Here is a 21,969-nt window from a genome sequence, read left to right on the forward strand (position 1 = left end):
GCCTGGCGGCCAGCGCCACGCCGATCTGCGCATTGGCGGCGTGCCACTGGGCTTCGGCGGCGCGAACATCGGGCCGCTGCACGACCAGTTGCGAAGGCAGGCTTAGCGGCAGCTCACCCGGCAGCTGCAATGCGTCGAGACCGATCTCCGGAATGTCCGCGTCGCTCGGCAGCCGGCCCAGCAACACCGCGAGCAGGTTGCGTTGTTGCGCCTGCTGCTTTTGCAGCGGCGGCAAGGTGGCTTCGAGTTGGGCCAGCAGCGCCTGTTGCGCCGCCACATCGGCCGTACCGACCTGGCCGAGCGCCTGCTGCCGGCGCACCATCGTCAGCTGCGAATCCGCTAACGCGACGATCTCTCGCGTGGCATCGATCTGCGCGCGCACTGCAGCGCGCTGGATCACTGTCGCGACCAGGTTGGCCGTCAGCGTGAGCTGCGCGGCCTCGAGCTGAAAGCGCTGCACGTCCGACAGCGACTGCAACGATTCGAGCTGCCGTCGATTGCCGCCGAACACGTCCGGCGCGTAGGCGATGTTGAGCTGCGCCGTGTGCAGGCTGTAGAGGTTGCCACCTGAGGCAACCGGGCTCGCCAGCGACGTTGCCACCGACTGCCGTGTCGGCGTGAACTGCGCCCCGACCGTAGGAAAGAAGGTGCCCTGCTGCGCCAGCACGTTCTCCTGCGCGATGCGAAGCGATGCCCGCGCTGCCTCGACGTCGGCGTTCGCTGCCAGCGCCTGCCGGACCATCGCATCGAGCGGTGCCGACTGAAACACCGACCACCATTTCTCCGGAATCGTCCGGCCATCGACAAAGCGTTGCACTGCAACACCAGCGGTGTCCTGAGTCTGCGTCTGTGCCTGCGCCAAAGGCTCGGCCGTGTAGCGGTCGGTGACCGGCGCCACGGGCGGCTTGAAGTCCGGACCTACCGCGCAGCCACCGATCAGAAAGACGCCGGCGACGGTCCATGCAATGCGCTTCATGTGGCTGCTCCAGCGGGGTCGGTCAGGTCGGCATGCGCTTGGGCGTGACGTGCGTTCATGGCCTCGAGCCGGCTTGCGACCAGGTAGTAGAGCGCTGGCAACCAGACCAGCGTCAGACCGGTCGCGGTGACCAGGCCACCGACCACCACCGTGGCCAGCGGACGCTGCACATCGCTGCCGAGCCCATGCGCCAGCGCGGCCGGCAGCAAGCCGAGGGCTGCCACCGTTGCCGTCATCAGCACCGGACGAAAGCGTTCCCGAGCGCCCTGGATCACGGCCTCGCGCAGCGGCAGCTTTTCTTCCACGCGCAACCGGTTCAGGTTCGACACCATGATGATGCCGTTCATCACCGTCACGCCGAACAACGCAATGAACCCGACCGCGCTCGACACGTTGAGCGTCATGTCGCGCAGATGCAAGGCGACGAACCCGCCGAGCGCGCCGAGCGGCACAGCCAGCAGGATCAACGACGGTTGCCACAGGTTCTTGAACTGCGCAAAAAGCAGCGCGAACATCAGGACGATGACCATCGGCATGATGAGCATCAACCGAGCCTGCGCACGCTGCTGGTTCTCGAACTGGCCGCCCCACGCGAGCTGGATGTGCGCGTGGTCGTACTTCACCTTGGCCTCGATCTGGGCGTGCGCATCTTCCAGAAAGGACGACAGATCGCGCCCGCGCAGATTCAGCCGCACCGTCAGATGCCGCTTGCCCATCTCGCGCGTGATGGTGCTTTCGCCGTCGTCCAGCCGCAGCGTCGCGACCTGAGACAGCGCCACCTTGGCGCCACCGGGTGCGCTCAGCACCAGCCGGCCGATCGCGTCGGGGTCGCTACGGCTCTGTGGCGTGAAGCGCACCGCGATGTCGTAGCGCCGCTCGTCGACGAACAACTGCGCCACCGGTGCACCGCCGATGCCGGTGCCGATGAGGTCCGCGATGTCGGCCACGTTGATGCCATAGCGCGCAGCCGCCGCCCGGTCGACCTCGATGCGCAGCTGCGGCAGCGGTGGCTCCTGGTCGATGATGACGTCGGCTGCACCGGGCACTGCGGAAAGCACCCGGTCGATTTCGCTGGCGATACGCCGCGTTTCCTTGAAGTCGTTGCCGTAGATCTTGACCACCAGATCGCTGTGTGCGCCAGCGAGCTTGTCGAGCACGCCGTCGATCATCGGTTGCGTGAAGCCGACCTGCGTGCCGGGCAACTGCGCAAAGCGCGCCGCCAGGCCGCTGATCAACTCCTGCTTGCTGAGGCCCGATTTCCATTCGGCCTGGGGATGCAGTCCGACGCTCACCTCGATGTGCGACGCGGTCCATGGATCGGTGCCGTCGTCGTTGCGGCCGAGTTGCGTGACGACGTACGAGACCTCGTCGAACTCACGCGCGGCGTCGCGCAACCGGTTCGACATCTGCGTCGCCTTGTCGAGCGAAATGCCGGGCGGCAGCGTGACCTGCAACCAGAGCGAACCTTCGTCGAGGTATGGCAGAAAGTCTCGCCCAATGGTCGCCGCGGCACCGATCACGCAGACGAAGGCCAGCGCAAAAGCGGCCAGCGTCAGCGCACGTTGCCCGACGATGCGCCGGAGCAGTTGCTCGTACCAGTGGCCGAGCGCTTCGAGCGCCCGGTTGTGGAACACGCGGCGTGGCTTGCGGTAGGCCAGGTAGGCCAGCCCCGGAATCAGCAGCAACCCGACCGCCAGCGCGCCGACGAGTGCAAAGCCGATCGCAAAAGCCATCGGGGCAAAGAGCTTGTATTCGATGCGCTGAAAGGCGAACAGCGGCGTGTAGGCCGTGATGATGACGACCATGCCGAAGAAGATCGGGCGCGTCACCTGCAAGGTGGCCTTGAGTACGTCGCGCGGCTTCAGGGGTCGGTCTGCATGCGCCTCGCGCTGGCGCAGGATGTTCTCCATCACGACGATGGCCGCGTCCACCACGATGCCGAAATCGATCGCGCCCAGGGACAGCAGGTTGGCCGGGATCTTCAGTTGGTGCATGAAGGCGAAAGCCGTCAGCAACGACATCGGAATGGTCAGCGCCACGATCAGCGCGGCGCGCGGGCTGCCCAGGAACAGCAGCAGTACCAACGTGACCAGCGTCATGCCTTCGAGCAATGTCTTGCCGACCGTGTGCACCGTCGCCTGGACCAGCATGGTGCGGTCCAGGTAGGGCACGACCTTGACGTCTTGCGGCAGCACGTTGTCGTTGAGGTCGCGCACCGCTTCGTGCACACCGTCGAGCACCGTCGAAGGGTTCTCTCCCTTGAGCAGCAGCGTCACGCCTTCGATGGTGTCGGGGTTGCTGTCCTTGCCGAGGATGCCTTGCCGCTCCTTGTTGCCGAGCTTGACTTCGCCGAGGTCTTTCACGAGCACGGGTACGCCGTTCTTCTGGCTCACCACGATCTGCGCCAGGTCGGCCAGACCGCTGATGAGCCCCACGCCGCGCACCACGAAACCTTGTTGGCCGCGCGTCAGCACGCTGCCGCCGGCGCTCGAATTGTTGGCGTTGATCGCCTGCGTGACCTGGGCCAGCGTGATGTTGTATTTGCTGAGCTTGGCCGGATCGAACTCCACCATGAATTGCGTGGTGAGCCCGCCGAAGTTCGACACGTCGGCGACGCCCGCCACCTGCTTCAGGCGCGGGATCACCTTCCAGCGCTGCAACTCCGACAACTCACGCAGGTCGCGTGTTTTCGATTCGAGGGTGTAGCGGTAGATCTCGCCGATGGGCGATGTCAGCGCGTCGAGGCCAGGCTGAGCGCTGTACGGCAGGGCGACGCCACCGATGCGCTCCTGCAGCCGCTGGCGCGACCAGTAGTCTTCGGCGCCATCGCGGAACACGACGGTGATCAGCGACAGACCGAAGGTGCTCTTGGAGCGCATCACGTACATGCCGGGCGTGCCCATGATCTCGCGTTCGAGCGGAATCGTGATCTGCTTTTCGACCTCTTCGGCGGCCAGCCCCGGCACCTGCGTGACCACCTGCGAGGTGGTGTCGGCGATGTCGGGATAGGCCTCGAGCGGCAGCTGGGTCCAGCACCAGGCGCCATAGCCGGCCGCCATGGCGAACACCAGCCAGACGATGCCGCGCCGCTTCAGGCAGGTGGTGACGAATGCGTCAATCATCCAGCAGCACCCCGTCCTGCACCACCACGCGCTCGCCGCTCTTCAGGCCGGCAAGCACCTCGATCCGGTCGCCGACCCGTGGACCGACACGCACCACGCGCGGCTCGAAATGCCAGGGCGATGCTTCCACGAACACGCGGCTGTGCAATCCGCTTTGCACCACCGCGTCCATCGGCACCAGCAGTCCGTTGTGCGGCTTCGACAGAAAGGTGGCGTTGGCGAACATGCCCGGCTTCAGACGGCCGTCGCGGTTGTCGAACACCATGCGCACCTTGACGCGCCGGGTGTCGGGGTCGAGCACTTCGCCGATGTAGCGCACCGTTCCGCTCAGGGCTTCGCCGGGAAAAGCGTCGAGGACCACGCGCACCGGCTGGTCGACGAACAGCGCCTTCAGATCGGCCTCGCCCGCACTGGCGGTCACGAACACTCTGGACAGATCGGCCACCGTCATCAGCGAGGCGGTTGCATCGTTCCAGTACGCGCCCTGCGCAGCGCTCAGGTCGATCACGCGGCCCGCCACCGGCGAGCGCACGGCCAGCAGGCGGCCCGTGCCGGCCGTGCCCGGCCCTGCATCCGGCTTGTCGGCCTGCCCTGCGCCGAGTTGCATCAGCCGCGCCCCGGTGCGCGCCACTTCGCTTTGCGCCTGGTCGAAATCGTTGCGCGCCTGTTCGATCTCGCGATTGGCCGCAATACCGGACGCGCCGAGCGCGCGTTGCCGCTCCAGCGCCTGCGTCGCGAGCGCCAGGGTCGACCGGGCCTTTTTTGCGTCGCTGCGTGCCTGCGCCAGATCGGCAGAGTCGATGCGAAACAGCACATCGCCCACACGCACCGCATCGCCCAGCCCTTTGTCCAGGCTCGCCACGCGCCCCGTCACGGGCGGCGACACCTTGACCAGTTTGGCCGGATCGGCCTCGACCACCGCCGGCAGCGACAGCGGCACCTCAATCGCCTGTGCGTCGGCCCCGGCCACGACCAGTGACTGTCGCAAGGGCGAGCCCTCGGGGACCACCACCTGGGCACCGACGTGCTCCAGCACACGCACCGGCACGGCCTTTGCCGCCTCGGCGGCATGTGCCCGACTTGCCATGAACCACCATGCGACGCCAATGGCGATCAGCGCCACGGCGCAAATCACGAGCAGCGCGCGGCGCGACTTTCCTTTGTCGTCATGCATGTTTTTTCCCTGTTTTTTCTGTTGATCGACTCAGTCGGCTGCAGAACGAGTCCGTCCACCGGGAGCGCGACGCAGCTTAGACAGCCGCGCCTGAAGAACGCCGCAAGAAATCCTGAAGTCTTCTTCAGGATCGGCGTTCGCCGGGCTGGCCGCCGGGCATTGGTGCGAGACTCGCGGCCGTTATGAAAATTCTTCTTGTCGAAGACGATGGAAAAGCGGCCCGCCTGCTCGCGCGCGGGCTCGAGGAAGAGGGTTTTCTGGTCGACATCGCAGGCTCCGCCGAAGATGGCGAACAGCGCGTTTTCGTCTCCGACTACGACCTGCTGATCCTCGACTGGATGCTGCCCGGCAAGGACGGCCTGGCGTTGTGCGTGGCGTTGCGGCGCCACAAGATCCACACGCCGATCCTGATGCTGACCGCGCGTGACGCGCTGGGCGACCGCGTGACCGGCCTCAATACCGGCGCCGACGACTACCTCACCAAGCCCTTTTCTTTCGACGAACTTCTGGCCCGCGCCCGAGCGTTGCTGCGCCGCTCGGAGCTGACGCGACCGTCCGTGCTCACGGTCGGCGACCTGAGCCTCGACCCGATGGCCCAGCGTGTGCAGCGCGCCGGGACGGTACTCACCCTGACGCGCAAGGAATACGCGATCCTCGAGGTGCTGATGCGCCAGGCCGGCGACGTGGTGAGCCGGTCGCGCCTCGCCGAGCAAGTGTGGAAAGCCGACCTGGTCGCCATCGACAACCTGATCGACGTGCATGTCGGCAACCTGCGCCGCAAGATCGATGCGCCGGGGCTGACAACGCTGATCCAGACGGTGCGCGGGCGCGGCTTCAGGCTCGGTGCCGCGGAAGGCGAAGCATGATCAGTTTTCGCCGCCGGCTCACGCTGGTGCACCAGGCCGTCATCGTCGTGGTGCTGACCGTGACGGCGCTGGCTGCCTACTGGACGCTGTCGCGCGAGGTGCATGCGCAGCTCGACGCGGCCCTGTTGGCGCTGGCTGAAACCGAAGCCGCTGCGCTGCCCGAGCAAGGCGGTCAGGCCGTCACCGTGCACGAGGCGGTGGCCGCTGGCGCGCCGCCATCGTTCGAACGGCTCGACCGTCTGCTGCAGATCGTCGGCGCCGACGGCGAGGTGCTGGCGCGCAGCCGCAACCTCGGCGCGGCCCGCCTGCCGTTGTCGCCCGATCTTTCCAGGCGACTTGCAGCGGGTGAAGTGGTGTTCGAGACGCTGCACAGCTTCGGCAGTGAGCCGACGCGCCTGGTGTCACTGCCGGTGCAGGGCCACGGCAATGTGCGCGCCGTGCAGGTGGCGGGCTCGCTGGACGACGTCGACCGTGTGGTCGAGACCGCCAGCGTGCTGTTCGGCGTGATGGGCGCGACGCTGCTGCTGGCCGTCGGCGCGGCCGGCTTCCTGCTGACGCGCGGCGCCTTCAACGCGATCGGCGATGTGGTCGAACAGGCACACCGCATCGGCGATGCCAGCCTGGGTCGTCGCTTGCCGCACCCGGGCACCGACGACGAGATCGGCCGGCTGGTGCAGACGCTCAACGAGATGCTCGACCGCCTGGAGCACGGCTTCGATGCACAGAAACGCTTCACCGCCGACGCGTCGCACGAACTGCGCTCGCCCTTGTCGCGCCTGCGCACCGAACTCGAACTCGCACTGCGCAGACCCCGGGAACCGGCCGCCTATGTGGATGCGATGCGCTCATGCGTCGAAGAAGTCGAACGTCTCACCTTGCTGGTCGAAGAACTGCTCACACTGGCGCGACTCGATGCCGGCCAAGAGCGCGGGCCGACCGAAACCGCGTCGTTGAAGGCGCTGGTCGAGGAAGCGATGGCGCGCCAGGAGAGCGCAGCTCAGGAGCGTGGCGTGTGCATGGCGCTTGCGCCATCGGCGATGCGGCACGAGCTGATGGTGGCGCGCGGGCCGGCGAGTCTGGTGCTGGCCAACCTGCTGGACAACGCGGTCAAGTTTTCACCGCACGGCGGCCGGGTGACGGTGCAGCTGGCGACCGAGGGCGCCGAAGCCCGGGTGAGCGTGGGCGACGAAGGCCCTGGCATCCAGAAGCAGGATCTGCCCTACGTGTTCGAGCGCTTCTATCGCGGTGCCGCAGCACGTGCCGGCGCGGTGCCGGGAATCGGCCTGGGACTGGCGCTGTCGCACGCCATCGTGAAGGCGCATGGCGGTCGCATCGAGGCGTCGAGCCCCGTAGCCGGCGGCGCACTTTTCACAGTGTCGCTGCCCTTCGCCGACGCTGCGGTTACTGCTCGACCTTGAACTCCCCGTTCACGACCTTGAGCATCACGCCGGTCTCGTTGGTGTAGCCCCAATGGTCGTCGGCGGTCCAGTTGAGGACGCCGTGCGCCAGCACGGTGCGACCCATGTTCTCCATGGCATCGCGCAGTGCAGCACGAAACTCAGGTGTGCCGGGCTTGGCCTTTTTCAGCGCGACTGGCACGGCGATTTCGAGTACGGTCAATGCGTCGGTGCCGTGTCCTGCAAACTGGTTGCGCGAGCCCGGGCCGTAGGCTTGCTCGTACTGCTGCACGAACGCCACCGCGGCCTTCTTCGACGGATGGCTGTCGGGCAACTGGGCGCCGATCATCGCCGGGCCGGAGACGACGAATGTGCCTTCGGCATCCTTGCCCGCCGTGCGCATCAGGTCGGGTGATGCGGCTGCGTGCGTCTGGTAGATCTTGCCCTTGTAGCCGCGCTCGACAATGGCTTTTTGCGGCATGCCGGCGCCGCTGCCCGAGGCCACGATCAGGATCGCGTCGGGGTTGGCAGAAGTCAGCTTGAGCGCTTGCGCTGTCACGCTGGTGTCGGCGCGTGCAAAGCGCTCCACACCGACGACCTTGATGCCGGCCTTGGCGCCCTGTTCGGTAAACGCCTTGAGCCACAGCTCGCCGTAAGCATCGGTGTAGCCGAGAAAGCCCACCGTCTTGATGTTCTGCTTCTTCATGTGCTCGATGACCGCGTAGGCCATGACACCGTTGGACTGCGGCAGCCTGAAGAACCACTTGTCTTTGCCGGGTGGCAGCCCGGCCGGCGACGTCGACAGCTGCGGCGTGCCCGACTCGGCCGTGACCTCGGCCATCGGTGCGGCCACCGGTGTGGCGGACGAGCCGACAATGACGTCGACCTTGTCGTCGGTGACCAGGCGCTGCGCGTCCTTGACGCCCGTCGTGGGATCGCTGGCATCGTCCAACACGATCACCTTGAGCGTTTGGCCCGCGATGGTCTTGGGCCACAGCGCGATAGCTTTGTTGACAGGAATGCCGAGGCCGGAAGCCGGTCCGGTGAGTGGTTGCACCACGCCAATGGTGAGATCGGCATGGGCGGTGCCCAGCATCGTGGTGGCCAGCACGGCGGCAAGGGTGGCGAGTTTGAAAGTCATGGCGGCGCTTCTCCTGAAGAGGTCGTCAAAGAACATGGTGATGGCGCATAACCAATGGTTATGCGGGATAACCAAATCTAATCTTTGAACGAAGCGCGGCCATGAGGGCTTACCCTCAAAGCATGAGCGCCTTGAAGCTCTCCAGCGCCACCTTGGGATGCACCGCCCCGTGATAGATCGCAGGAATCTCGTTCTTCAGGTGCAGCAGTCCGTACACGGCATGCATCGCGCTGCGCACCGAATACTCGACAGTGAACACCACATCTTCCGGAATCTCCACATACTGGCCGAGCACCGCGAAATTGCGGGTGCCACCGGGAACGACAGCGGGCCGATCCGTCGGCTCGCGACGCTCGAACTGACTCGTGATGTAAGGCAGCATCACCGGGATCACGGTGCTGGTGCGACGCACTTCTTCGAGGATGTCTTCGAAACCCAACTGGTGCATCAACTCGGTCAGGATTTCTTCACCGCTGCTCTCGGCCATCGACTTGTCGACGTAGTCGCCCTTCTTGTCGATGAAGAGCCCATAGCCCCATATCGTGTAGACGCCCTCGGGTTGACCCGCGAAGTGCGGTGCGTGCGGCACGACGATCGACATCAACCACGGCGAGTCCTTGAACGTCATGAGGCCGCCCGTGCCCGGCCCGTTGCCTGAGTACGCTTCGATGCGCTTCACCAGCAAGGGGCTTCGCAGCGTGACGGTGAAAGACTCCCACTTGCTCTCGTCGACGTTGCCGTTGAACGTCTCCGGTCGGCCCAGGGTCGGCACCTTGCGCGCGAGGTTTTCCCAAAGCGTCCAGCCGCCGTCGCGCTTGTCTCGCCACAGTGCCGGCGCGTGATCGTTGTCGCCGATGCGGGTGTCGGCGGTCATCGAACCGAGCGTGGCAAAGACCAGATCGTCGGGCCCGACCTGATGCAAGAAGAACTCGTCGCCGCGGTTGCAATGGATGGCAGTGACGCGCAAGCCGTCGGTGTTGCGCGCGACCTCGGTCATCTCTGCGAAGTCTTCGAAATCCATGTCCACGACCTTGTTTCCGAACTGGAACGTCACGCCTTGCCCCGCGAGCCAGTCCTGCATCGGTCGGACGATCGAGTCGTACTGATTCAAGGCTGTGCGACGAACGCCGGCCAGCGTGTGAATGCGCGGCAGCTCCTGCAGGAAGCGGAGCAAATAGCGTCGCATTTCGACGGCGCTGTGCCAGTTCTGGAAGGCGAAGGTTGTGCGCCACATCGCCCAGAAGTTGGAGTTGAAAAAGTGCTCGGTGAAGCAGTCTTCGATACGCTCGGCGCCGAGCATGCGCTCCGGCGTGGCGAGCAGGCGCAGCACATCGAGGCGGTCGCGCGCATCGAAGCCCAGATCGGCCGCATCCAGGATGCGGTGCTGCCGGTCGATGAGCCGCGCGTTGGCGTGCGATTGCAAAGCTTCGTTGAAGTCCCAGACCGCGTCTTTCAGCGACCCTGCGCCGTGACGGTCCGGCACCGAATCCAGCACATTCCACAAGCAGACATAAGCCTCCTCGGTCCACATGCGGCCGCCGCGGGTTACGTAACCTGCTTCGGCATCGCCTGAACCGTCCAGTGCGCCGCCTGCTACCTGCATCTCTTCGAAGATGAAGATGTCGGTGCCCTGAAATCCGCCATCGCGAATCAACAGCACGGCGGCCGACAACGACGCGATGCCGCCGCCAACGAGAAAGGCCCTGCGCCTGCGGTTCGGGGCCGACGTTGAGATGGACGTGTTCATGAAGTTTGAAAAGACGAGGGTCATAGGATGCGCAACATTGCGCAGCACCGATTGAAAGCGCCTGCAGCGCGGGAAGGCTTGATGCAGGTCAATCCGCGATCAATGTGTCCAACGCCGCACTCCATGACTTCTCTTGCATCTAACATGGTGCGTGCCCTCAACCTCCATCCACATCGCTGTTCTCGACGACGAAACCGAGATCACCCTGCTGCTGGCCAACTATCTGCAGGTCCACGGCTTTCGTGTCAGCCAGCGCCATTCGGGCCGAGCCCTGCTCGACCTGATGCGGCAAGACCCGGCGGCGGTCGTGCTGCTCGACCTCGGCTTGCCGGGTGAAGACGGCATCACCATCGCGCGGCAGGTGCGAGAGCGATGGCAGTGCGGACTGGTGATCGTGACTGGCCGCGGCGATGCTGTCGACAAGGTGGTCGGCCTGGAGATCGGCGCCGACGATTACGTGACCAAGCCCTTCGATCTGCGCGAACTGCTGGCGCGCATCCGGGCTGTGTTGCGCCGGATTGCAGCGCCCGCGGCGGCGCCTGTAGTAGCGGTCGTCGACGCGGCGTCCGCGCCCGATGCGCCACCCACGACGCTTCGCTTCTCCGGCTGGACGCTCGACATCGCAGCGCGCCGCCTCCGCGCGGCGCAGGGCGATGAAGTGCCGCTCACCACTGGCGAGTTCGATCTGCTGCGCGTCATGGCCGAAAACACCGGCCGCGTGCTGTCGCGCGACTTCCTGCTGGAGCGAACACGAGGCCGCGATGGTGGCCCGTTCGATCGAACCATCGACGTGCAGATCGGCCGGCTGCGCCGCAAACTCGGCGACGACCCGAACCAGCCACGCATCGTCAAGTCGGTGCGCGGCGCCGGCTATCTTTTCGTGCCCGCCGTCGTGTCGGCATGAATACACCGCGCAAGCCGGTCGTTCCCGGCTTCGACGACGGCACCGTGTTCCGCACGTTGTTCGCCGCCTATCCCGATGCGCTGCTGGTGGTCGACCAGCGCGGCGTGATCGTGCTGGCCAACCCGACCGCCCTCGAACTGCTCGGCTACACCGCAGATGAACTGGTGGGCATGTCGGTCGACACGCTGGTGCCCGACGCGACTCGCCCGCGCCATGCCGCTTACCGCGAGGGCTATGCCACGCACCCACGCAAGCGCCCGATGGGAACGCAGATGGACCTGGTCGCCAAACGGCGCGACGGCAGCGAGGTGATGGTCGAAATTGCGCTCAGCCCGCTCAACGATCACGGGCTGCCGCTGGTCGTGGCCGCCATCCGCAGCGTCGCTTCTTATCCGCGCGTCCAGCATGCGCTGCAGCGTGCGCGCTATGCCGAGCATCTGGCGCAGTTCAGCAGGCACGCTGTCGACGTGGCGGATCTGCATCTTCTGCTGGACCAGGTGCCCGTCATAGCTGCAGAGGCGCTTCAGGTCGAAACGGCGAAGGTGCTGCTGCTCGAACCCAATGGAGCCGAATTCCGCATTGCCGCTGGCGTCGGGCTGCTGCCTGAAGAAGCGATCGGCGATCGCATCGCCAACGAAGCCCAATCACCCTCCGGCCATGTGATGTCGAGCGGCCAGTCGGTGCTCATGGGCGACTACGCAGCAGAGTCGCGCTTCACTATTCCATCGCACTACCTGGCTGCCGGCTTCGTCTGCGAGATCACGGTGCCGCTGGCAGACCGAGGTCGCACCATCGGTGTGCTGTCCGTGCGCTCGCGCACTGCAAGGCGCTTCGGCGACGAAGAGGTGCGCTTTCTCGAATCGCTGTCGAGCTTGCTGGCCACCGTGTTGCAACGTACGCAGATCGAGGAAGCGCTCGGCCACGCGCAGCGGCTCGAAAGCGTGGGGCAGCTCACCGGCGGCATCGCCCACGACTTCAACAACCTGCTGACGGTGATCTCGGGCAACCTGCAGGTGCTAGAAGACTCGCCCGCCATCGGCGACGACGCGGTGTCGCAGCAACTCATCGGCGCTGCCATGCGCGCCACGCGACGCGGCGCAGAACTCACCGGCAAGCTGCTTGCATTTTCCCGGCGGCAGGTGCTGCAGCCGACCATCGTCGACACGCGCGCCCTGCTGCTGTCGCTCACCGACATGCTGCGGCGCACGCTCGACCAGCGCATCGCCATCACGCTGGTCGCCGACGCAGCGCTCTGCATGGCCGATGCCGGGCAGCTGGAGTCGGCCCTGCTCAACATCGCGATCAACTCTCGCGATGCGATGCCGCAAGGCGGAACGCTGACTTTTTCTTGCCGGGTGGTGTCCGCGCTGCCGGCCGACCTGCGCTCGGACCACGACACGCAAGCCCAGCCCCCCGTGCCCACAGGCTACGTCGCCATCGCCGTGTCGGACACCGGCGATGGCATGCCCGAAAGCGTGCAGGAGCGGGCCTTCGAACCGTTCTTTACGACCAAGGAAGCCGGTCGCGGCACTGGGCTCGGGCTGTCGACCGTGTACGGCTTTGCCAAGCAGTCGCACGGCGCCGTCAAGCTGGTCAGCGCGCCCGGTGCGGGTACGACCGTCACGCTTTTCTTGCCGCGCGCCGAGGACGACGACTACTTCGATTACGACAGCGACGGCGAGGACGCTGCGGACGACGACAGCATCGCCGACGTCACGCATGGCGCTGTGCCGCATGGCCTTCGCGTGATGCTGGTCGAAGACGATGCCGAAGTACGGAGCGTGCTGCAGAAGTTTCTGGCGTCGATGGGATGCGAGGCCGTCGCCTGCGGCCAGGCCGAGCAGGCGCTGGCCTCGTTGATGGCCGGCAGCGCGATCGACTTGCTGCTGACCGACATCGCGCTCGGCGTCGGCATGCAGGGCACGGAACTGGCGGCCAAGGCGCATGCGTTGCGGCCCGCGTTGGCAGTGCTGCTGATGTCGGGCTTTTCGAGCGAGCTGGCCGATGCACCGCCCGATTGGGAGTTGCTGCCCAAACCGTGTACGCGCCTGGAGCTGGAGCGCGCGATGCTGCGGGCGCTCAGTGCAGCGCCACTGCCGCCGACGCTACCGACCCGCGCTGCATGAAAGCGGTCAGCGCTTCGACATGGGGAATATGGATGTCGCGACGTCCCTTCTCCGAGAAGCGGATCACGTCCCCCCGTGCCAGCCGCGACAGTGCTCGGCTCACCGATTCGAGCGTCATGCCGAGGTAGTTGCCGATCTCGGCGCGCGTCATGCGCAGGGTAAATTGATCGGTGCGGAGACCGCGCTGGGCCAACGCTTCAGCCCAATAGCGCAGAAAGCCTGCCACTCGCGCGTCGGCCGACAGCGTGCACATCGACAGCATCGAGTCCTGCTCTCGCACCAGTTCGCGGCTCATGGTCTGGTGCAATGCGGTGAGCAATGCGGGCGTACGCAGGCTGGCGCGCAGCAGGTCGTCGTAGCGAATGGCCCATAGCTCGCCGGTGTCCATTGCGACCGCGTCGCAGCCGTAGTGCGCGTTCGCGATGCCGTCGAGACCGAGCCAGTCGCCCTTGAGATGCAGGCCGACGACCTGCTCGCGGCCTTCGCTCGACAGGTTCACCATCTTGAAGAAGCCGGCGTTGACGACGTAGAGACATTCGAAATCCTGTCCCGCCTGATAGACCGAATCGCCGGCACGCACGACGCGCTTGGTGATCGGCACGCTCTGCTCGATGAGCCGCAGCATGTCGCCGATGCGCTGCAGCGGGGCTTGTGCCGCGCTCGGTCCGGCGCTCGGGATGGAGAGCGTGGCACGGTTCGAAAGTGGCATCGGTTGCTGCAGTGCGGCGTATGACATGGTGGGTTCCTTGTAGGTTCCTGATGGAGTGAGGTAAGCCTATTCGCCGAGTGCAACAGCTTCACCACCGCAAGGGCGCGTTGCGTAACAGACCGTCAACGCTTTGTGTCTTGAGTGCGCTGCCACCTTTTTTGCGCAATGGCTTGACGCAAATCAATCGCCGATTTGAAGGCGCACCTAAGGTCGGACACGCCTATGAACTTGCCCGCCGCACCTGTCGATAGAACTTTCTGGCCAAGCCAGGGCTTGGGCGGAGCGGATGTTCGACGCACGTTCGACCTCGCGCGCAGCCTCAAGGCCAACGCCCTGGTCGGCGAGGGGCTGCCGCTCGCGGGCAAGAACCTGGCGCTGTTGCGCGCCACGTCGGCGCCGCAGGACGACTCGGTGTTCCAGGACGCAGCAGCGGCCCTCGGCGCCCGGGTCGCGGATGTCTGGCTGGGCGACTCGATCGGGCCACCGGGGAGCGAGTTCCAAAACTTGCCGAAGATGCTCGGCCGCCTTTATGACGCCGTCGATTGCGGGAGCGTGTCGGCCATCTCGGCTGCGCAGATCGAAAGCCAGGCAGGCATTCCCGTCTACCGCGGGCTCGAAGGGCATCCCGCTGCGGTGCTGGCCGACCTCATGGCACTGTGCGAGCAGCGCCCGCTCAATGTAGCCGCCGCGGCCAATACAGCCGAGGCAGCGCTGCTCTTTGTCGGCGACGTGACGACCGGCCGCGGTCGAAGCTTCCTGCAGGGCGCACGGCAACTCGGCTTCGACGTGCACTCGATGGACACCCCTGTCGACGCGCTTCAGGATGCGTCGGCAATCGATGCGCCCTTCGTCGTCGATGCGACCGATACCGAACATTGGGTGCTGGTCGGCCCGGCGGCAAGCGTCGAGGATGCGCAACGAACAGCGAACCATCGCTTCGTGCTGCAAGCGGTGCTGTTGATCACCCTCCTGGCGCGCTGAACCGAGCGCTGAAATTTCGCGCTCCGTTCGACCCGATGGCAATGCCGATTTCCCTTGATCTTTATCAAGCTCGGCCAAAAGACGGCTTCCATACTGACGCCAACGACTTCATCTCACTCACGGCCCCCCTATTTCAGAAAAGAGCGCGCCATGTACCAAAAGATCCTGGTTCCCATCGACGGCAGTGCGACCTCCGCACGCGGCCTCGAAGAAGCGATTCAACTGGCCAAACTGACCGGTGGCCGGCTCCGGCTGATTCACGTGACCGATGAACTGTCCGCAGGCTTCGCGATGGAGTGCTATGCGGGCTCGGGTGAGTGGCTGACGGTCGTGCGCGAAAACGGCGCCAAGCTGCTCGAAGTCGCGACTGCGACCGTCAAGGCGGCGGGCGTACCGGTCGACTCCGTGTTGCTCGACGGCCTCGCCGCCACGGTGGAACTGCTCGTGACAACGCAGGCGACGTCGTGGGGAGCGGATTTGATCGTGCTCGGTACGCACGGACGCCGTGGCGTCGGGCGTGCGTTTCTCGGCAGCAGCGCCGAGCAGGTGCTGCGCCATTCACCGGTGCCGGTGCTGCTCGTGCGTGCACCCGAAGTTCCGGACGCGCCCACGAAGACCGCTGCATCGAGCCAGACGGTCCACGTGAAATTGCCTTCTGCTGCGTTGTCGATCGAATAACCCGGAGCCCATGCTGATGTCACTGCCGATACCGACCGCGAACCCCACCAACTTCTCGCAGCTGGACGCCTGGTGGCGCGCCGCCAACTACCTGTCGGTCGGCCAGGTCTACCTGATGGGCAACGCCTTGCTGCGCGAGCCACTGACGCTGGCGCACATCAAGCCGCGGCTGCTCGGGCATTGGGGCACCACGCCGGGCCTCAATTTTGTCTACGCGCACATGAACCGCGCCATCGTCGCCCGCGACCTCGATGCGATCTTCATCGCGGGTCCGGGCCACGGCGGTCCCGGCGTGGTGGCCAACACCTACCTCGAAGGCACCTACAGCGAGGTGTACTCGTACGTCACGCAAAACGCTGAAGGCATCCAGCGGCTCTTCAAGCAGTTCTCGTTTCCGGGTGGCATCCCGAGCCACGTCGCGCCTGAAACGCCGGGCTCGATCCATGAAGGCGGCGAGCTCGGCTATTCGCTGCTTCACGCGTTCGGCGCCGTGTTCGACAACCCCGACCTCATCGCCTGCTGTGTGGTCGGCGATGGCGAGGCCGAGACCGGTGCACTGGCAGCCAGCTGGCACTCCAACAAGTTCCTGAACCCCACACGCGACGGCGCGGTGCTGCCCATCCTGCACCTGAACGGCTACAAGATCGCCGGCCCGACCGTGCTGGCACGCATCGGCGACGAGCAGCTGACCCAGCTCATGCGGGGCTACGGCTACGAGCCGCACTTCGTGTCCGGCCACGAGCCGCTGGCCATGCATGCGGCAATGGCCGCCGCGCTCGATGCATCGCTCGATGCGATCTGCGCCATCCAGACCGAAGCCCGCTCCGATGGCTTCAAGAAACGCCATCGCTGGCCAATGATCGTGCTGCGCTCGCCCAAGGGCTGGACCGGCCCGAAGGTGGTCGATGGCGTGCCGATCGAAGGCACCTTTCGCGCGCACCAGGTGCCGCTCACCGGCTTCGTCGAGAACCCGTCGCATGTGCAAATCCTCGAAAACTGGATGCGCAGCTACAAGCCCGAAGAGCTGTTCGACGAGGCCGGCACGCTGCGCCCCGAGATCGCGTCGTTCGCACCCAAGGCCTTGCGCCGCATGAGCGCCAATCCGCACACCAACGGCGGCCTCCTGCTGAAAGACCTGGCGTTGCCGGACTTTCGCGACTACGCCGTGGCCGTGCCGCGGCCGGGTGCCAGCACCGCCGAAGCCACACGCATCACCGGCGCCTTCTTGCGCGACGTGATGCGCATGAACGACGTCAACAGCAACTTCCGCGTGATGGGCCCGGACGAAACCGCATCGAACCGGCTCGGCGCGCTCTTCGAGGTGACGGACCGCACCTCGACCGCCGAAGTCAAGCCTGGGGACGACCACGTCGGCGCCGATGGCCGTGTGATGGAAGTGCTGAGCGAGCACCTGTGCCAGGGCTGGCTCGAGGGCTATCTGCTGACCGGTCGCCACGGCCTCTTCTCCTGCTACGAAGCCTTCATTCACATCATCGATTCGATGTTCAACCAGCACGCGAAGTGGTTGAAGGTGACGCGCCACATTCCCTGGCGCCGCCCCATTGCGTCGCTCAACTACCTGCTGACCAGCCACGTCTGGCAGCAAGACCATAACGGCTTCAGTCACCAGGACCCGGGCTTCATCGACCACGTCGTCAACAAGAAGGCCGAGGTCGTGCGCGTGTACCTGCCGCCCGACGCCAACACCCTGCTGTCGGTGGTCGACCATTGCCTGCGCAGCCGCAACTACGTGAACGTGATCGTCGCCGGCAAGCCGCCCGAAGCGCAGTGGCTCGACATCGATGCCGCCGCCCGCCACTGCAAGATCGGCATGGGCATCTGGGACTGGGCCAGCAACGACGACGGCGTTGCGCCCGACGTGGTCATGGCCTGCGCCGGCGATGTGCCGACGCTCGAGACGCTGGCCGCGGTCGATCTGCTGCGTCGCCAGTTGCCCGACCTTAAAGTGCGTGTCGTCAACGTGGTCGACCTGATGGCGCTGGAGTCGCCGACCAGCCACCCGCATGGGTTGTCGGACGCGGCGTTCGACTCGATCTTCACGACCGATGCGCCTGTCATCTTTGCCTTCCACGGCTATCCGTCGCTGATCCATCGCCTGACCTACAAGCGCACCAACCACCGCAATTTCCATGTGCACGGCTACCAGGAAGAAGGCACCACCACCACGCCGTTCGACATGACCGTGCTGAACGAACTCGACCGCTTCCATCTGGCGGCCGATGCCATCGACCGGGTCGATCGCGTGCGCAACAGCGCCGGCCATGTGCAGCAGCATCTGCGCGACCGCTTGCTGGAGCACCGCGCTTTCATCACAGAGCACGGCATCGACATGCCGGACGTCCTCGGGTGGACGTGGCCGGCACATCCGGTCGCACCCTGAAAGCAAGGAGAAGATCATGCCGATGAACCTGTTGCGCCGGCTCCGCTGCTCGCTGCTTCCGATCGACCTGCACGCCCAAAGCGACATCGAGAAGTGCATCGTGCTGCGCATGTCGCACCTGATCGACGCCGATCTGCCCCCGCTGCGGCATGGGGCGGGCCACACGATCTACTCCGGGCACGCGACCGTCATGCAAATCACGGCGCTGGGCCTGGCCGCCCTGATGCGCGATGAGGTCGCGGTGGCCTCGACAGCGGCTCCGACCACCATCCCTCCCGCAGTGGGCCCGTCGCCAATCGTTGCCGGCCCATGACCTCCGTGAGCGCACCGCAAGGCCGCGTCGTGGCGGTGCGTGGTGCCGTGATCGATGTGCGCTTCGACCAAGGCGCACTGCCTGCCATTCACACCGCGCTCGAAATCGACTGGGACCGAGGCGAGCCGCTCGTGCTCGAAGTGCACGGCCATCTCGACCTTGCGACGGTGCGCGCCATCGCGTTGCAACCGACGGCCGGCCTCGCGCGCAACACCGCAGTGCGCACCACCGGCCAATCCATTTCGGTACCGGTCGGCGATGCAGTGTTGGGGCGCCTGCTCGATGTTGTCGGTGCCGTGCGCGACCGCGGCCCTGCCCTGCCGGCCGACACACCGCGGCGCGCCATCCACGCATTGCCGCCGACGCTGGCGCAAGGCACGTCGGGCAATACCGTCTTCGAAACCGGCATCAAGATCATCGACCTGCTGACGCCGCTGGCGCAGGGCGGCAAGGCTGCGATGTTCGGTGGTGCCGGTGTCGGCAAGACGGTGCTGGTGATGGAGCTGATCCACTCGATGGTCGAGAAGTACCAGGGCATCTCGGTGTTTGCCGGCGTCGGTGAACGGTCGCGCGAAGGGCACGAACTGCTCAACGACATGCGCGGCTCGGGGGTGCTGCCGCGCACCGTGCTGGTGTACGGCCAGATGAACGAACCACCCGGTGCGCGCTGGCGCGTGCCGCTCACGGCACTGACGATCGCCGAGTATTTTCGGGACCAGAAGCACCAGAACGTGCTGCTGTTGATGGACAACGTTTTCAGGTTCGTGCAGGCCGGGAGCGAAGTGTCGAGCCTGCTCGGCCGGCTGCCGTCGCGCGTCGGTTATCAGCCGACGCTCGCGACCGAAGTCGCTTCGCTGCAGGAACGGATCGCCTCGGTGGCGGGTGCCTCGGTCACGGCGATCCAGGCGGTCTATGTGCCGGCCGACGACTTCACCGACCCTGCGGTGACGACGATCTCCAGCCACATGGACAGCATCGTGATGCTCTCGCGCGACGCCGCGGCGCAGGGCTTCTATCCGGCCATCGACCCGCTGGCGTCGTCATCGGCGTTGCTCGATCCACTGGTCGTCGGAGAGGCGCACTACCGTTTGGCAGAAAACGTGCGTGAGGCACTCGCGCGCTTCAAGGAACTGCAGGACATCATCTCGCTGCTCGGCGTCGAAGAGCTGGGTGCGCAAGACCGGCTGACCGTGACGCGCGCGCGCCGGTTGCAGCGTTTTCTGACGCAGCCCTTTACGGTGACCGAAGCCTTTACCGGCACGCCCGGCCGCAGCGTCGTCCTCGCCGATACGCTGGCTGGCTGCCGCGCCATCCTCGACGGCGAGTGCGACAGCTGGTCCGAAAGCTCGCTCTACATGGTGGGCACGCTCGACGAGGCGCGGCAGAAGGAGCAGGCGGCCGCGGCAGCCACCGCGGCGACACAACCCGCATGAAGCTGCGCATCACCACGCCCCTCACCATCGTGGTCGAAGACGATCAGGTGAACTCGCTGCGCGCCGAAGACGCCAGCGGCAGCTTCGGCATCTTCGCCGGCCATGCGGATTTTTTGACCAGCCTCGCGATATCGGTGGTGAGCTGGACGAACGGAGTACCCGGAAGCGAGCGGAGCGAATCCGCCGACCGAAACTACTGCGCCGTCCGGCGCGGCGTCTTCTCTGTCTCCAACGGCCAGACCATCGCCATCGCCACGCGCGAAGCAGTCGTGGGGACCGACCTCGCGACGCTCGACGAAGAGGTACTGACGCGTTTTCGCACCGACCTCGACGCCGAGCGCGTCGAGCACGTGGCGAGCGCGCAGTTGCAGCTCAACGCGATTCGGCAGCTCATGCGCCACTTGCGTTCACGCGCGCCGATGGGGTACGGGCCATCGGCGCAAGCCAGACGTTCGGGACGTTCGGCATGAGTGCATCGCCGCCCCCCGAACATGACGACCCGTTGGTGCAGGAGAGCCGCCTGCGCAGCGAGCGCCACCGCAAGTCGCAGGCTGAAGGCGAGCCGTCCGTCGGGCGCCGTCTTGCACAGATCGGCGTGCTCGGCTGGATGATCGTCACGCCCACGCTGCTCGGTGTGTTCCTCGGCCGCTGGCTCGACGGCAAGTTCAGCTCGGGCGTTTTCTGTACCGCGCCGCTGCTGCTGGCAGGCCTCGGCCTCGGATGCTGGTCGGCGTGGAAATGGATGAAGTCCACATGAGCACCGCGCTTCTGCTCGCGGCCCATCTGGCGGTCGGCTTCGGTCTGGGGTGGCTGTACTTTTACGGCCTGTGGCGCAACGCGCGCATGTTCGCGCGCGGCGCACCCATCAGCAAAGTGATCGCGCTGTCGATCGGCCGCTTCGTTTTGCTGGGTGCGGTGCTCGTGCCGGTGGCGCTCGAAGGCGCACTGCCGCTGCTTGCGACGGCCCTGGGAATTTTCATCGCCCGCCTCGTCTCGGTCCGGCGCATGCGCCGCGTCGAAGACGTATCGCCGCGGAAGGAGAAAGCCGCTTGATTTCGCCGCTCACCAGCGCGCCGCTGTTCCGCGTCGGGTCGGTGCCGATCGCCGCCGCCGTGCTCATCACTTGGGCGATCATGGCCGTGCTGGTGCTCGGCGCCATCGCGATTCGCCGTCGACTGAAGCTGGTGCCGTCGGCCACGCAAGCCACCTTCGAGATGATCGTGGAAGTCGTCGACAGCCAGATCCGCGACACCATGCGCGTCGCGCCGGCGCCGTACCGCGCCTTCATCGGCACGCTGTTCATCTTCATCTTCGTCTCGAACTGGTCGTCGCTGGTGCCGGGGATCGAACCACCGACCGCGCGGCTCGAGACCGATGCCGCGCTCGCCCTCCTCGTCTTTCTTTCGGTCATCTGGTACGGCGTCCGCACCGTCGGCGTTCGCGGTTACCTGGCGACCTTCGCGGCGCCCAATCCGATCATGATTCCGCTCAACTTCATCGAGAGCATCACTCGGGCCTTCTCGTTGCTGGTGCGCCTCTTCGGCAACGTGATGAGCGGCGTGTTCGTCGTGGGCATCGTCGCGTCGCTGGCCGGCTTGCTGGTGCCGATTCCGTTGATGGCGCTCGACCTGCTCACCGGCGCCGTGCAGGCGTACATCTTCGCGGTGCTGGCGATGGTGTTCATCGCCAGCGCGGTCGAAGAAGCCAACACCCCATCCCCATCAATTTCAGACCCAAGGACTTCACCATGAACTGGCTGGCTTTCATCAGCATCGTCTCGGCTGCGCTCGCGGTCTCTTTCGGGGCCATCGGCCCGGCGCTCGCGGAGGGTCGCGCAGTCGCCGCCGCCATGGACGCCATCGCGCGGCAACCCGAGGCGGCCAACACGATCTCGCGCACGCTCTTCGTCGGGCTGGCAATGATCGAGACCATGGCGATCTACTGCCTGGTAATCGCCCTGCTGCTGCTCTTCGCCAACCCGCTCTTGAAGTGACGCGAAAG

Annotated in this window: 20 protein-coding genes; 14 read left to right on the top strand and 6 right to left on the bottom strand. The window is 65.8% G+C overall.

Going from position 1 to position 21,969, the window contains the following annotated elements:
* The 3 genes from QN397_RS15190 to QN397_RS15200 form a co-directional block, all read right to left on the bottom strand.
* The coding region (locus QN397_RS15190) for an efflux transporter outer membrane subunit (protein ID WP_323501326.1) at positions 1–976 on the bottom strand (976 nt) is incomplete at its 3' end.
* Positions 973–4,098, bottom strand: a complete 3,126-nt coding sequence (locus QN397_RS15195) for a CusA/CzcA family heavy metal efflux RND transporter (protein ID WP_323501327.1) — start codon at positions 4,096–4,098, stop codon at positions 973–975. The genes QN397_RS15195 and QN397_RS15190, both read right to left, overlap by 4 nt.
* Positions 4,091–5,272 carry an efflux RND transporter periplasmic adaptor subunit gene (locus QN397_RS15200; protein WP_323501328.1) on the bottom strand — a complete coding sequence of 394 codons (1,182 nt, stop codon included), beginning with the start codon at positions 5,270–5,272 and terminating at the stop codon, positions 4,091–4,093. Before QN397_RS15200 ends, QN397_RS15195 begins: the two co-directional genes overlap by 8 nt.
* A gap of 182 nt (positions 5,273–5,454) precedes the next feature.
* Between QN397_RS15200 and QN397_RS15205 the strand changes: the two genes are divergently transcribed.
* Positions 5,455–6,138 carry a response regulator transcription factor gene (locus QN397_RS15205; RefSeq protein ID WP_323501329.1) on the top strand — a complete coding sequence of 228 codons (684 nt, stop codon included), beginning with the start codon at positions 5,455–5,457 and terminating at the stop codon, positions 6,136–6,138.
* The gene (locus QN397_RS15210) at positions 6,135–7,556 is read left to right on the top strand and encodes a sensor histidine kinase (protein ID WP_323495247.1); all 1,422 of its coding nucleotides are present in this window, start codon (positions 6,135–6,137) and stop codon (positions 7,554–7,556) included. The genes QN397_RS15205 and QN397_RS15210 overlap by 4 nt, the downstream gene beginning before the upstream one ends.
* Here QN397_RS15210 and QN397_RS15215 read toward each other — a convergent pair.
* Both QN397_RS15215 and QN397_RS15220 read right to left on the bottom strand, forming a co-directional pair.
* Positions 7,540–8,676: an ABC transporter substrate-binding protein gene (locus QN397_RS15215; protein WP_323495246.1), complete on the bottom strand. Its 1,137-nt coding sequence runs from the start codon at positions 8,674–8,676 to the stop codon at positions 7,540–7,542. The two genes, QN397_RS15210 and QN397_RS15215, sit on opposite strands and share 17 nt — an antisense overlap.
* Before the next feature lie 115 nt (positions 8,677–8,791).
* The gene (locus tag QN397_RS15220) at positions 8,792–10,423 is read right to left on the bottom strand and encodes an oleate hydratase (RefSeq protein ID WP_323501330.1); all 1,632 of its coding nucleotides are present in this window, start codon (positions 10,421–10,423) and stop codon (positions 8,792–8,794) included.
* 151 nt (positions 10,424–10,574) lie between these two features.
* Between QN397_RS15220 and QN397_RS15225 the strand changes: the two genes are divergently transcribed.
* Together QN397_RS15225 and QN397_RS15230 are read left to right on the top strand one after the other, a co-directional pair.
* The gene (locus tag QN397_RS15225; protein WP_323495244.1) at positions 10,575–11,327 is read left to right on the top strand and encodes a response regulator transcription factor; all 753 of its coding nucleotides are present in this window, start codon (positions 10,575–10,577) and stop codon (positions 11,325–11,327) included.
* A complete protein-coding gene (locus tag QN397_RS15230; RefSeq protein WP_323501331.1) occupies positions 11,324–13,453 on the top strand; it encodes a PAS domain S-box protein in 2,130 nt (709 codons plus the stop codon). Before QN397_RS15225 ends, QN397_RS15230 begins: the two co-directional genes overlap by 4 nt.
* Here QN397_RS15230 and QN397_RS15235 read toward each other — a convergent pair.
* Positions 13,407–14,189: a Crp/Fnr family transcriptional regulator gene (locus QN397_RS15235; RefSeq protein WP_323501332.1), complete on the bottom strand. Its 783-nt coding sequence runs from the start codon at positions 14,187–14,189 to the stop codon at positions 13,407–13,409. The genes QN397_RS15230 and QN397_RS15235 overlap by 47 nt on opposite strands.
* Positions 14,190–14,384: 195 nt before the next feature.
* Between QN397_RS15235 and QN397_RS15240 the strand changes: the two genes are divergently transcribed.
* The 10 genes from QN397_RS15240 to QN397_RS15285 all read left to right on the top strand — a co-directional run bounded on the left by QN397_RS15240 (position 14,385) and on the right by QN397_RS15285 (position 21,961).
* A complete protein-coding gene (locus QN397_RS15240) occupies positions 14,385–15,143 on the top strand; it encodes a hypothetical protein (RefSeq protein ID WP_323495241.1) in 759 nt (252 codons plus the stop codon).
* 150 nt (positions 15,144–15,293) lie between these two features.
* Positions 15,294–15,821 carry a universal stress protein gene (locus tag QN397_RS15245; RefSeq protein ID WP_323501333.1) on the top strand — a complete coding sequence of 176 codons (528 nt, stop codon included), beginning with the start codon at positions 15,294–15,296 and terminating at the stop codon, positions 15,819–15,821.
* Positions 15,822–15,837: 16 nt separating this feature from the next.
* Positions 15,838–18,222, top strand: a complete 2,385-nt coding sequence (locus QN397_RS15250) for a phosphoketolase family protein (RefSeq protein ID WP_323501334.1) — start codon at positions 15,838–15,840, stop codon at positions 18,220–18,222.
* Positions 18,223–18,238: 16 nt separating this feature from the next.
* Positions 18,239–18,535 carry a hypothetical protein gene (locus QN397_RS15255; protein WP_323501335.1) on the top strand — a complete coding sequence of 99 codons (297 nt, stop codon included), beginning with the start codon at positions 18,239–18,241 and terminating at the stop codon, positions 18,533–18,535.
* Complete coding sequence (gene atpD / locus QN397_RS15260) at positions 18,532–19,968, top strand: F0F1 ATP synthase subunit beta (protein ID WP_323501336.1); 1,437 nt, start codon at positions 18,532–18,534, stop codon at positions 19,966–19,968. Before QN397_RS15255 ends, atpD begins: the two co-directional genes overlap by 4 nt.
* Positions 19,965–20,438, top strand: coding sequence for a F0F1 ATP synthase subunit epsilon (locus tag QN397_RS15265; protein WP_323501337.1), 474 nt, complete (start codon positions 19,965–19,967; stop codon positions 20,436–20,438). The genes atpD and QN397_RS15265 overlap by 4 nt, the downstream gene beginning before the upstream one ends.
* Positions 20,435–20,725, top strand: coding sequence for an AtpZ/AtpI family protein (locus QN397_RS15270; RefSeq protein ID WP_323495235.1), 291 nt, complete (start codon positions 20,435–20,437; stop codon positions 20,723–20,725). The genes QN397_RS15265 and QN397_RS15270 overlap by 4 nt, the downstream gene beginning before the upstream one ends.
* On the top strand, positions 20,722–21,021 hold the full coding sequence (locus QN397_RS15275) for an ATP synthase subunit I (protein WP_323495234.1): 300 nt from the start codon (positions 20,722–20,724) through the stop codon (positions 21,019–21,021). Before QN397_RS15270 ends, QN397_RS15275 begins: the two co-directional genes overlap by 4 nt.
* A complete protein-coding gene (locus tag QN397_RS15280; RefSeq protein ID WP_323495233.1) occupies positions 21,018–21,719 on the top strand; it encodes a F0F1 ATP synthase subunit A in 702 nt (233 codons plus the stop codon). Before QN397_RS15275 ends, QN397_RS15280 begins: the two co-directional genes overlap by 4 nt.
* Positions 21,716–21,961, top strand: coding sequence for a F0F1 ATP synthase subunit C (locus tag QN397_RS15285; RefSeq protein WP_012494624.1), 246 nt, complete (start codon positions 21,716–21,718; stop codon positions 21,959–21,961). The genes QN397_RS15280 and QN397_RS15285 overlap by 4 nt, the downstream gene beginning before the upstream one ends.
* Positions 21,962–21,969 lie beyond the last annotated feature (8 nt).

This window comes from Variovorax sp. RTB1, assembly GCF_035018765.1.
In the GTDB taxonomy this organism is placed as follows: Bacteria; Pseudomonadota; Gammaproteobacteria; order Burkholderiales; family Burkholderiaceae_C; genus Variovorax.